This is a genomic window from Roseivivax isoporae LMG 25204, from assembly GCF_000521865.1.
GTDB classification, from domain to species: Bacteria; Pseudomonadota; Alphaproteobacteria; order Rhodobacterales; family Rhodobacteraceae; genus Roseivivax; species Roseivivax isoporae.
Window position 1 is genome coordinate 1 of record NZ_JAME01000034.1, and the last position, 11,371, is coordinate 11,371.

Consider the following 11,371-nt stretch of genomic DNA (forward strand, 5'->3'; position numbering starts at 1 on the left):
AAAACCGCATGAACAAGGGGTGATCGCCCCGGCGCCCGGCCCGTCACGGCCGGACGCCCGTGCACCGGGCGCGCGTTAACCATCGCGCCCGAATCCGCTCCGGGACCCCGCGCGCGACATGCTATCGTGAACGGGTCGATTCCAGCCATGGAGCCACGCGATGCAGATCACCCTGCCTGCGCATCCGGCTGCGCCGCTCGTCACGGGTCATCCGATGGGTCTGCCCGCAAGTCCCGGCGCACCGGACCCGCGACGTGTCGCCTCCGCCGCGCCGAGCCAGAATGGCGATCACGCCCCCGGCCGCCGCGCCGCGGCCGACGCGCACGCGGATCTCGAGCGCGCGCTCGAGAATCCGGACGACCATGTCGCCCCACCGTCGATCATGCAGCTGCGCATCGCCGCGCTGCGCGACACCTCCCCGACGCCGCGCGCGGACCTCGCTACCTCGGCCGCGGAAGGGTACGGACAGGCGATCCGCTCCGACTGAGACGCGATGCGCCCGACCGGCCGGGTCCGCGCCCCGCCCGGCCGGGCGCAGCCTCCCTTGTCATCCCCGCGCAAACGCGGCATGTCCGGTCTGGGCGCCGCGCTTTTCATGCGCCGGACCATCGCCTATAAGCCGCGAAACACGCGACACGCCCCGGAAGGAACGGGCCGACCTGGTCGAGGATGACATGGCAGACAAGACACACGATGGCGACGTGGCGTTCATTCGGGCGCTGGCCGAATTGCTGCGCGAGAACGACCTGACCGAACTGCAGGTCAAGCGCGAATACGCCGACAACGACAGCCTGAACGTCCGTGTCAGCCGGATGCAGCCGCAGGCGGCCCAGCCGGTGTCGGTGTCGGTGCCGCAGGCGGCCCCGCAGGCCGCGTCCGGCCACGCGGCCCCGGCCGCCGCGGCAGAGCCGAGCGACGATCCCGCGAGCCATCCGGGCGCGGTGACCTCGCCGATGGTCGGCACGGTCTACCTGCAGCCCGAACCGGGAGCCGGGGCGTTCATCAAGGTGGGCGCGCAGGTCGCCGAGGGCGACACGCTGCTGATCGTCGAGGCGATGAAGACCATGAACCACATCCCCGCCCCGCGCGCCGGGACGGTGACGCGCATCCTCGTCGACGACGGGACGCCGGTGGAATACGGCGCCCCGCTCGTGATCCTCGAGTGAGGCCATGTTCGACAAGCTCCTGATCGCCAACCGGGGCGAGATCGCCCTCCGCGTCATCCGCGCCTGCCGCGAGATGGGCATCGCCTCCGTCGCGGTGCACTCGACCGCCGACGCCGACGCCATGCACGTGCGCATGGCCGACGAGACCATCTGCATCGGCCCCGCCTCGTCGGCGCAGTCCTACCTGTCGATCCCGGCCATCATCTCGGCCTGCGAGGTGACGGGCGCGCAGGCGATCCACCCGGGCTACGGCTTCCTGTCCGAGAATGCGCGCTTCGTGCAGATCGTCGAGGATCACGGCCTGACCTTCATCGGCCCCTCCGCGGAGCATATCCGCGTCATGGGCGACAAGATCACCGCCAAGGAGACGATGAAGGCGCTGGGCGTGCCCTGCGTTCCAGGCTCCGAGGGCGGAGTACCCGACGTCGAGACCGCCAGGACGCTTGCGGGCGAGATGGGCTACCCGGTCATCGTCAAGGCCACCGCCGGCGGCGGCGGGCGCGGCATGAAGGTCGCGCACAGCGAGGACGCGCTCGAGCGCGCCTTCCAGACCGCGCGGTCAGAGGCCAAGGCGGCCTTCGGCAACGACGAGGTCTACATCGAGAAGTACCTCACGACCCCGCGCCACATCGAGATCCAGATCTTCGGCGACGGCAAGGGCGGCGCGGTGCATCTCGGGGAACGCGACTGCTCGCTGCAGCGCCGGCACCAGAAGGTGCTGGAAGAGGCGCCGGGCCCGGCGATCAACGCCGAGGAACGCGCGCGGATCGGCAAGATCTGCGCCGACGCGGTGGCCGAGATCGGCTATTCCGGCGCGGGCACGATCGAGTTCCTCTACGAGGACGGCGCGTTCTACTTCATCGAGATGAACACGCGCCTGCAGGTCGAGCACCCGGTGACCGAGGCGATCTTCGGCGTCGACCTCGTGCGAGAACAGATCCGCGTGGCGGCAGGCCTGCCCATGTCGTTCGGCCAGGACGACCTCAGGATCAACGGCCACGCCATCGAGGCGCGGATCAACGCCGAGAAGCTGCCGAGCTTCGCGCCCTCCCCGGGCCGGATCACGCAGTACCACGCGCCGGGCGGGCTCGGTGTCCGGATCGACAGCGCGCTCTACGACGGCTACCGGATCCCGCCCTATTACGACAGCCTGATCGGCAAGCTGATCGTGCACGGCCGCGACCGCGAGGAAGCGCTCGCGCGCATGAACCGCGCGCTGGGCGAGCTGATCGTGGACGGCGTGGACACGACGATCCCGCTCTTCCGCGCGCTGCTCGAGGAGCCCGACATCCGCGCGGGCGCCTACAACATCCACTGGCTCGAACACTGGCTGTCACGGGCGCTCGAGGCGGACTAGGCGTGAGCGTCTCGCCCGAGCTTCTCCTGCAGGCCTATCGGGTGGGCGTCTTTCCCATGGCGGAACACCGCGACGACCCGGAGATCTTCTGGGTCGACCCGCGGTTCCGCGGCATCATCCCGCTCGACGGATTCCACGTGTCGCGGAGCCTTGCCCGCCGGCTCAGGCGCGACGATTACCGCGTGACGCTGGACCGCGCCTTCCACGCGGTGATGCTGGGCTGTGCCGACCGCGCTGAGACCTGGATCAACGACGAGATCCTCGCGCTCTATGCCGCGCTGCACGAGTCGGGCGATGCCCATTCGCTGGAGGTCTGGCGCGGCGAGGATCTGGTGGGCGGCGTGTACGGCGTCGCGCTCGGCGCGGCCTTCTGCGGCGAGAGCATGTTCTCGCGCATGCGCGACGCGTCGAAGATCGCGCTCGCCTGGCTTGTGCACCACCTGCGCGATACGGGCTTCACGCTTTTCGACACGCAGTTCCTGACCCCGCACCTGGCCTCGCTCGGCGGGGTCGAGATCCCGCGGTCGGAATACCAGGCGCTGCTGCGGCGGGCGCTCGGGCAGCAGGCGCGCTTTGGTGCGACGCCCCTGCCCGCACACGGTCACGAGGTCGTGCAGCGCAGCACCCACACGTCGTAGCGCGGGTGGTCCATGGGGTTGAGGGCGGGCGCCGTGGCGATCATCCAGCCGCGAAAGACGGGGTCCGCCACGCCGGTCTCGCGCACCGTGAGGAAGGCGTAGGCGTCGCCGGCCGGGTCGTCCTGCGGATAGCGGCATTCGTTCACGGCAACCTCGATCCGGCCCACGCGCTCGGACCCGCGGGCGGGCACGCTCAGGTCGGTCACCCGGCCGGTGAGCTTGTCGAGGGCGCGCAGTTCGGCGCCAGCGCCGTTCGCCGTCGCTTCCTGCGAGGCGGCGGGGCCTGCGGCGCAGGAAAGGCAGAGCGCGAGGACCGCGCCGGCCCGTGCGGTCACGGGGCTCACTCGGGGCTCCATGCCTCGTAGTCGCTGCGCTCGGCGGGCTTCGACTGGCGGATCGAGCCTTTCGGCGCATAGGCGAGCGCGGTGCCCGTCAGGTTCTCGATGTGCGGCTTTTCCCATGCGCGGTGCCGCAGCGGGCGCTCGGTCGGGGGCTCCTTCCAGGTGTGGTGCAACCAGCCGTGCCAGTCCGCGTCCACGCGCGACGCCTCGGCCTCGCCGTTGAAGATCACCCAGCGCCGCTTGCCGTCCTTCGTCTGGTAGAAGGTGTTGCCCTGCGCGTCTTCGCCCACCTTCTGGCCGTTGCGCCAGGTGTGGATCATCGTGTTCAGCGTACCGCCGTTCCACCAGGTCACGGCTTGCAGGACGCGGTTGAGGATGCCCATGGACGACTCCTGTCTCGGTTGGACCCGTGTATGCCGCAGAGCGGCGGACGCGTCCAGTGCGCGCCCCGCCCTGTCACGCCGCCGCGATGGCAGGGCGCACCGCATCGATCCCCGGCGCGATCCGGATGGCGGTGTCGAGCCGCAGCGGGTGGTCGCGCCCGATCAGCGTGGCGGGCCGCGTCGTCGCCGCGCGCAGCGCCTCGGCGAGCGGCAGGCCCGCCTGCCCGACGCAGGTCCGGATCGCGGTCGTGAGGTCGAGGTCGGCGCCCGCGAGCGTGCCGTCGGCAAGGGTCAGCCGCCCGTCCGCGCGCGTGATCGGCCGGCCGTTCAGGGTGAACGCGGCGAGGTCGGTGCCGGCGGGCGCCATGGCGTCGCTCACCAAGAAGATGCCGCCCGGGCCCGTCTTCGCGTCCCACGCCGCGCGCAGGGTCGCGGGGTGGACGTGGATGCCGTCGGCGATCAGCCCCGCCGACAGCGCGCCCGATGCGAGCGCCGCGCCGACAAGGCCCGGCGCGCGGTTGCCGAGCTGGCTCATCGCGTTGAAGAGGTGCGTGACGGCGCGCGCCCCGGCCGCCGCGTGGGCCATGCAGGTTTCGTACGCCGCGTCGCTGTGCCCGAGCGAGACGACAACGCCGGCCCCGGCCAGCGTCGCCACCTGCGCGGGTGTCACGGATTCGGGGGCCACCGTCACCAGGAGCGCCGGCAGCCGCCCCGCCGCGTCGCAGAGCGCCGCGAGGTCGTCCCCGGTCATGGGCCGGATCAGGGCGGGATCGTGCGCGCCCTTGCGCGCCACCGACAGATGCGGCCCCTCGAGATGCAGCCCGGCGATGCCCGGCACGCCCTCATCCACCGCGCGGACGGCGGCGGCGATCGCCGCGCGCGTGATCTCGGGCGTGTCGGTGATGAGCGTCGGCAGGATCCCCGCGACCCCGAGCCCGCGATGGGCCTCGGCGATACGCCGCAGCGTCGCGGGTTCGGGCGCGTCGTTGAACATCACGCCGCCGCCGCCGTTCACCTGCAGGTCGATGTAGCCGGGCGACAGGATGTCGCCGCCGAGATCCAGCGCCACGCCCTCGTCCGGCAGGTCCGCTTCGGGCGCGAGCGCGGCGAGGCGGCCGTGCTCGAACCGCGCGGCCACCCCGTCCCTCAGGTCGGTGCCATCGAAGATGCGGCCGTTCCGCGCGGTCAGCAGGTCGGGGATCATACCGTCTCCGTCACCTTGTTGAGGTGGCGCGGCGTGTCGGGATCGATGCCGCGGCGGACCGCGACCGCCTCGACCATGCCGTAGAACGACACGATGACGGCGATCGGGTCGGTCAGCCAGTGGTCGGTGCGCACATGCGGCAGGCTCTGCGCCTGCACCACGCGGTCCGTCGTCGCGAAGACCCGCGCGCCCTTGGCCGCGAGCGCGTCGGCGGTGCCCGCGGCGCTGTCCTCGGCGGCGTCGGCGGCGGCGAAGACGATCACCGGGAAATCCCGCTCGACGATCGAGACCGGACCGTGCAGCACCTCGGCCGAGGAATAGCTTTCGGCGTGGATCAGGCACGTCTCCTTGAACTTGAGCGCCGCCTCGTTCGACATGGCCCAGGACGGCCCGCGCCCGAGGGTGAAGAGCGACCGCCCGTCGATCGCATCCGCCGCGGCCTGCCAGTCGCTGCGCGTCGCGGCCTCGAGATGTGCGGGCAGCGCGCGGATCGCGGCGACCAGATCCGCATCGCCCTTCATCTCGGCGAGGAACCAGAGGCCCGCCACCAGCGAGGTGACGAAGGTCTTGGTCGCCGCGACGCTGAGCTCGGGCCCCGCGTGGATCGGCAGCGTCGCCCCCGCGACGCGCGCCAGCCGCGAGGCGGGATCGTTGGTGATGGCGATGGTCAGCGCCCCCGAGGCCGCGAGCCCCTCGGTCATGCGCACGATGTCAGGGCTCTGCCCCGATTGCGACACCGCGAGGCAGAGCGCGCCGCGCGCCTCGAGATCGACCCCGTAGATCGACGCGACCGAGGGGCCGACCGACGCCATCGGGCGGCGCAGGATGAGCTCGCTCGCGTATTTGAGGTAGCTGCAGGCATGGTCGGACGACCCGCGCGCCACCGACATCAGGAACCGGGGATCGGCCTCGCGCGCGGCCGAGGCGGCGGCCGCGACGGCCGGGCCGCCCTCGGTCAGCAGGCGGTCGACGGCGGCGGGGATCTCGAGGATCTCCTGCCGCATCCTTGTAGGCTCGGTCGGCATCGGGGCGGTCCTTTCGGGGTCAGAGACGCAGTTCGGCGACGAAGTCGTAGGCATCGCCGCGGTAGAGCGAGCGGGTCAGTTCGGCCACGCGGCCGGAGGGCAGGAACGAGGTGCGCTCGATCCGGAGACCCGCCGCGCCTTCGGCCACGCCGAGAAGGTCGGCCTCGGGCGCAGCGACGTTGATGGCCGAGATCTTCTGGATCGCGCGCACGGGACGGTGCCCGGCGCGGTCGAGCACGGCGTAGAGCGAGGTCACGACCTCGATCGGGTTCGGCAGGATGTCGAGCGGCAGGGTGGCGCGTTCGAGCGCCATGGGCCGCCCGCCCGCCTCGCGCAGGCGGTGGATGCGGGCGACCTGGTCGCCATCGGCGAGCCCCAGGGCGGCCACCTCCTCCGGCGCCGCGAGGAACACGCCGCGTTCGAGCCAGCGCGACGTGGTTTCCATCCCGCGGCTCGCCATGTCCTCGGTGAACGAGGTCAGCCGCGACAGCGACTGCTCGACCCGCGTGACCGGGTCGCGCACGAAGGATCCCGAGCCCTGCCGCTGCTCCACCAGCCCGTCGCGGACGAGTTCCTGGATGGCGCGGCGCACCGTGACCCGCGAGAGGTCGGTGATTTCGGCGATCTCGCGTTCGGGCGGCAGCGAGGATTCGGGCGGCAGCAGGCCTGCCGCGATGCCTTCCTCGAGCCGGCGGCGCAGCTGCACGTAGCGCGGGCCGCCCCCCTCGCCGAGCCAGCCCTCGGGGCGCAGGAAGTCAGTCACGCTCATGGGCGATCTCCCGGGCGAAGTCGCGCGCGAGGGACAGCGCGCCGTCGAGCGGCTGGCCCTCCGGCGGCACGATGGCGGCCTCCATGTCGGCCGGCAGGAACGGCGCGAAATGGGGCCCGATGCCGCCGGTCAGGCAGAGCGCACGGCCGGGCGTCCACCCGAGCGTGGCAAGCGTCTCGGCGACGTGCCGGGCGCCCGCCTGCATGACGGCGCGGGCGAGCGCGTCGCCCTGCCCCGCGCGGTCGGTGACGCGGGGCGCGAGCGCGCCGAAGGCGGCAGGCGTCGCGGTGGCCGCGAAGGCCACGATGCCGGCGGTGCCGCCGAACTCCGACAGGAGCGCATCGGAGAGCGGCGACGGCGCGGCCAGCCCGTCGGCGCGGTCGAGCGCCCCGGCGAGCGCGCGCCGGCCGATCCACTGCGCCGACGCCTCGTCGCCGAGCACCGAGCCCCAGCCGCCGACGATGCGCATGCCGCCCCCCGCCTGCAGGGCAAAGAACGAGCCGGTGCCGCAATGGGCAAGCGCGCCGTCGCGCCGCCCGAGCACGCCGCGCAGCGCCGCGGGGCGGTCGTCGTCGATGCGCGCGTGAACGAGCGGCAGCGCGGCGCGCAGCGCCTCGGCGATGGCGGGCCCGGTGACGCCCGCAAGCCCGACGAAGGCCGGCAGCCGCACCAGGTCGTCCACGGCCCATCCGGCCGCCTGGCCGAGCGCGGCCAGTCCTTCCGCCACCTGCCGTACCGTGCCCGCGAGGTCGGTCGAGGCATTGGCAGACCCGGTCTCGACCACGTGGCGCCCGCGCCCGTCGTCGAGCGCCACCCGGCAGCGCGTGCCGCCGCCGTCGATGCCGATCACCGGGATATGTCGCGAGTCATCCATGACAATACCTTTACAATACCTCTTGTCACTCAGGAAGCACAAAAACAGACCAAATGGATGGAATCTCCGCCATTGGTCCACATGACCCTCGAAATTCTGCGGGTTCTGAGCGAAACACGCCGCGGAGAAACTTCAGGATGGACAAATGGTATCTAAAAGGTATTGTGGCTGAAAGCAGAGGGGGAATCACGTGGACAGGACGACGGAACGGCTGCACCCGGACGCCGCGAATCTCGACCGCCGGCCGCCCCGCGAGGCGGCGGCGCTCCTGGCCGAGGGGCAGATCGCCGCCGCGACGGCGCTGCGCGGCGCGCTCGACGCCTTCCCGCCGGCCGCCGCCGCCATGGCCGCGACGATCCGCGCGGGCGGCGTCCTGCACTACGTGGCGGCCGGATCGTCCGGGCTGATGGCCGCGGCCGACGCGCAGGAACTGGGCGGCACGTTCTCGATCCCCGCCGCGCAGCTGCGCATCCACATGGCGGGCGGACTGCCCCGGGGCGTCGAGATGCCGGGCGGCACCGAGGACGACACCGGGGGGCTCGCCGACGCGCTCGCCACGCTCGGCCCAGAGGACACCGTGATCGCCGTGTCGGCCAGCGGGACCACGCCCTACACGCTCGCCGCCGCCGACATCGCCCGCGCCCGCGGCGCCACGATCATCGCCATCGCCAACAACCCGGGCGCACCGCTCCTCGCCGGCGCGGACCACGCGATCCTGCTCGAGACGCCGCCCGAGGTCCTGTCGGGATCGACCCGCATGGGCGCGGGCACGGCGCAGAAGATCGCCCTCAACATGCTGTCCACGCTGATGGCGCTCGATCTCGGTCACGTGCACGACGGCATGATGGTCAACCTGCGCGCCGACAACACCAAGCTGCGCGCCCGCGCCGCCGGCATCGTGGCACGCGTGGCCGCGGTGGACGAGGCCGCCGCGCGCCGCGCGCTCGAGGCCACCCGCGGCGAGGTGAAGGCCGCGGTGCTCGTCGCCGCGCGGGGACTGGCCCCGGCCGAGGCGCGCGCGGCACTCGACGCGGCGGACGGACACCTGCGCGCGGCGCTCGCGCGCCCCCGCTGACCACACGACGACAACCACCAAAGGGGAGGAAACCCGATGACACGACGGACCCTGAAACTGGCGCTCCTGAGCACCGCGCTCGTCGCCACGGGCGCGCAGGCGCAGGACGTGACGCTGACCATCGAAAGCTGGCGCAACGACGACCTCGCGCTCTGGCAGGACCAGATCATCCCCGCCTTCGAGGCCGAGCATCCCGGGATCAAGCTGCGCTTCTCGCCCTCCGCGCCCCCGGAATACAACGCCGTCCTGAACTCCAAGCTCGACGCGGGCTCGGCCGGCGACCTCATCACCTGCCGGCCCTTCGACGCCTCGCTCGCGCTCTACGAGGCCGGGCACCTGACCGACCTCTCCGACCTCGACGCGATGGACAACTTCTCGGACGTGGCGAAATCCGCATGGCAGACAGATGACGGGTCGGCCACGTTCTGCGTGCCGATGGCGAGCGTGATCCACGGCTTCATCTACAACAAGGAAGCGTTCGCGGAGCTCGGCCTCGAGGTGCCTGAGACGGAGGAGGAGTTCTTCGCGGTGCTCGAGGCGTTCAAGGAGGACGGCACCTACATCCCGATGGCCATGGGCACCAACGACCAGTGGGAAGCCGCGACCATGGGCTACAACAACATCGGCCCGACCTACTGGAAGGGCGAGGAAGGCCGCCAGGCGCTGATCGCGGGCGAGCAGAAGCTGACCGATCCGCAATGGACCGCGCCCTTCGCAACGCTTGCGCGCTGGGCGGAGTACCTCGGCGACGGCTACGAGGCGCAGACCTATCCCGACAGCCAGAACCTGTTCACGCTGGGCCGTGCGGCCATCTATCCCGCCGGATCGTGGGAGATCGCGGGCTTCAACACGCAGGCGATCTTCGAGATGGGCGCGTTCAAGCCGCCGGTGCAGGCCGAGGGCGACACCTGCTACATCTCGGACCACACCGACATCGGCATCGGGATGAACGCCGCCACCGAGCACCCCGAGGCCGCGCGCGCCTTCCTCGCATGGGTGGCGAGCCCGGAATTTGCCGAGATCTTCGGCAACGCCCTGCCCGGCTTCTTCCCGCTCTCGGACACGCCGGTGACGCTCGAGGATCCGCTGGCGCAGGAGTTCGCAAGCTGGCGCGAGGAATGCGAGTCGACCATCCGCTCGACCTACCAGATCCTGTCGCGCGGCACGCCGAACCTCGAGAACGAGACCTGGGGCGCGTCGGTCGCGGCCATCAAGGGCACCTCGACCCCCGAGGAGCTGGGCCAGGAGCTGCAGGACGGCCTCGCGAGCTGGTACGAACCCCAGCAATGACCCCGGACGGGCGGCGCGCGCCGCGGCTCGCGCGCGCCGCCCGCCCTTCATGCCGGATGTCTCCGGCGGGGACCTGATCCGACCGACAACGCGGGGGCCTTCCGCCCCGTTCCCTGCCGCGCCCGCCCGGCGCGACGCGTGGCGCGTCCTTGGTCCGCGACCTTCCCCGCCGAAGGCGGCGCACCCCTCAACCGGAGCGGCGTTCATGATTTCTCATCCAAGACTGCGCCTCGATCGCACTACGGTACTGGCGGGCAAGCCAAGGACCGGGGCCCACGCCGGCTCTCGCCCGCGGACCCCTGGACGCGGCCGTGCCGGAGGGATCGGCCAATGACCCGCATCCGCTGGCACATCGTGGTGTTCCTGGCGCCCGCCGTGATCGTCTACACGGCCGTCATGGTTTTTCCGCTCTTCAACACGTTGCGGCTCGCGCTCTACGCGCGAGCCGAGGAAGGCCGCGTGTTCGTCGGGCTCGACAACTTCCGCACGCTGTTCTTCGATCCCGTCTGGGCCGACCAGTTCTGGAACGCGCTCGGCAACAACTTCTGGTTCTTCCTGGTGCACATGCTGGTGCAGAACCCCATCGGCATCGCGCTCGCGGCGCTTCTCAGCCATCCGCGCCTGCGCTTCGCCGCGCTCTACCGCTCGGCGATCTTCATCCCGACGATCCTGAGCTTCGTGATCGTGGGCTTCGCGTGGAAGCTCATCCTGTCGCCGATCTGGGGCATCGCGCCGTCCATGCTGGACGCGGTCGGCCTGAAGGCGCTCTTCGCGCCGTGGCTCGGACGCGAGGAATACGCCCTGACGACGCTCGCGCTGATCTCGGTCTGGCAGTTCGTCGGCATCCCGATGATGCTGATCTATGCCGCGCTCCTGTCGATTCCCGACGAGATCCTCGAGGCCGGAGAGGTCGACGGCATCACCGGCCTGGCCGCCTTCTGGAAGATCAAGCTCCCGCTGATCCTGCCCTCGATCGGGATCATCTCGATCCTGACCTTCGTGGGCAACTTCAACGCCTTCGACCTGATCTACGCGGCGCAGGGCGCTCTGGCGGGGCCGGATTTCTCGACCGACATCCTCGGCACCTTCATGTACCGCACCTTCTTCGGCTTCCAGCTGCAGCTCGGCGATCCGCACATGGGGTCGGCCATCGCGGGGGCCATGTTCGCGATCATCCTCGTGGGCGTCTGCCTCTACCTCTTCGGCATCCAGTCCCGGATGCGCCGCTACCAGCTGTGAGGACCCGGCC

General features: G+C 71.4%; 13 protein-coding genes. 7 read left to right on the forward strand and 6 right to left on the reverse strand.

What is annotated here, in order from left to right; all coding sequences use genetic code 11:
• Positions 1–160 precede the first annotated feature (160 nt).
• The 4 genes from RISW2_RS18225 to aat all read left to right on the forward strand — a co-directional run bounded on the left by RISW2_RS18225 (position 161) and on the right by aat (position 3,161).
• Entirely contained in the window at positions 161–487 is a 327-nt protein-coding gene (locus RISW2_RS18225) for a hypothetical protein (protein WP_043773824.1), read from the forward strand.
• A 187-nt stretch (positions 488–674) separates the two neighbouring features.
• Positions 675–1,166, forward strand: a complete 492-nt coding sequence (accB, locus tag RISW2_RS18230; protein WP_043773827.1) for an acetyl-CoA carboxylase biotin carboxyl carrier protein — start codon at positions 675–677, stop codon at positions 1,164–1,166.
• Positions 1,167–1,170: 4 nt separating this feature from the next.
• Positions 1,171–2,523: an acetyl-CoA carboxylase biotin carboxylase subunit gene (gene accC / locus RISW2_RS18235; protein ID WP_043773829.1), complete on the forward strand. Its 1,353-nt coding sequence runs from the start codon at positions 1,171–1,173 to the stop codon at positions 2,521–2,523.
• Between the two features lie 2 nt (positions 2,524–2,525).
• Positions 2,526–3,161, forward strand: coding sequence for a leucyl/phenylalanyl-tRNA--protein transferase (gene aat, locus RISW2_RS18240; RefSeq protein ID WP_043773831.1), 636 nt, complete (start codon positions 2,526–2,528; stop codon positions 3,159–3,161).
• Here the strand turns inward: aat and RISW2_RS18245 are convergent.
• From RISW2_RS18245 to RISW2_RS18270, 6 genes are all read right to left on the reverse strand, one after another.
• A complete protein-coding gene (locus RISW2_RS18245; protein ID WP_244437641.1) occupies positions 3,125–3,505 on the reverse strand; it encodes a DUF2155 domain-containing protein in 381 nt (126 codons plus the stop codon). The two genes, aat and RISW2_RS18245, sit on opposite strands and share 37 nt — an antisense overlap.
• The gene (locus RISW2_RS18250) at positions 3,502–3,885 is read right to left on the reverse strand and encodes an NADH:ubiquinone oxidoreductase subunit NDUFA12 (RefSeq protein ID WP_043773834.1); all 384 of its coding nucleotides are present in this window, start codon (positions 3,883–3,885) and stop codon (positions 3,502–3,504) included. The genes RISW2_RS18245 and RISW2_RS18250 overlap by 4 nt, the downstream gene beginning before the upstream one ends.
• A 73-nt stretch (positions 3,886–3,958) precedes the next feature.
• The gene (nagA, locus tag RISW2_RS18255) at positions 3,959–5,089 is read right to left on the reverse strand and encodes an N-acetylglucosamine-6-phosphate deacetylase (protein ID WP_043773835.1); all 1,131 of its coding nucleotides are present in this window, start codon (positions 5,087–5,089) and stop codon (positions 3,959–3,961) included.
• Positions 5,086–6,114: an SIS domain-containing protein gene (locus tag RISW2_RS18260; RefSeq protein WP_043773837.1), complete on the reverse strand. Its 1,029-nt coding sequence runs from the start codon at positions 6,112–6,114 to the stop codon at positions 5,086–5,088. Before RISW2_RS18260 ends, nagA begins: the two co-directional genes overlap by 4 nt.
• 19 nt (positions 6,115–6,133) lie before the next feature.
• On the reverse strand, positions 6,134–6,883 hold the full coding sequence (locus RISW2_RS18265) for a GntR family transcriptional regulator (protein WP_043773839.1): 750 nt from the start codon (positions 6,881–6,883) through the stop codon (positions 6,134–6,136).
• Positions 6,870–7,757 carry a glucosamine kinase nucleotide-binding domain-containing protein gene (locus tag RISW2_RS18270; RefSeq protein ID WP_043773841.1) on the reverse strand — a complete coding sequence of 296 codons (888 nt, stop codon included), beginning with the start codon at positions 7,755–7,757 and terminating at the stop codon, positions 6,870–6,872. The genes RISW2_RS18265 and RISW2_RS18270 overlap by 14 nt, the downstream gene beginning before the upstream one ends.
• A gap of 190 nt (positions 7,758–7,947) precedes the next feature.
• On the opposite strand from RISW2_RS18270, the gene RISW2_RS18275 reads away from it, so the two are divergent.
• The 3 genes from RISW2_RS18275 to RISW2_RS18285 all read left to right on the forward strand — a co-directional run bounded on the left by RISW2_RS18275 (position 7,948) and on the right by RISW2_RS18285 (position 11,361).
• Positions 7,948–8,832: an N-acetylmuramic acid 6-phosphate etherase gene (locus RISW2_RS18275; protein ID WP_084615461.1), complete on the forward strand. Its 885-nt coding sequence runs from the start codon at positions 7,948–7,950 to the stop codon at positions 8,830–8,832.
• Between the two features lie 36 nt (positions 8,833–8,868).
• Complete coding sequence (locus RISW2_RS18280) at positions 8,869–10,122, forward strand: ABC transporter substrate-binding protein (protein ID WP_043773843.1); 1,254 nt, start codon at positions 8,869–8,871, stop codon at positions 10,120–10,122.
• 330 nt (positions 10,123–10,452) lie between these two features.
• Positions 10,453–11,361: a carbohydrate ABC transporter permease gene (locus RISW2_RS18285; RefSeq protein WP_043773844.1), complete on the forward strand. Its 909-nt coding sequence runs from the start codon at positions 10,453–10,455 to the stop codon at positions 11,359–11,361.
• Positions 11,362–11,371: the final 10 nt, after the last annotated feature.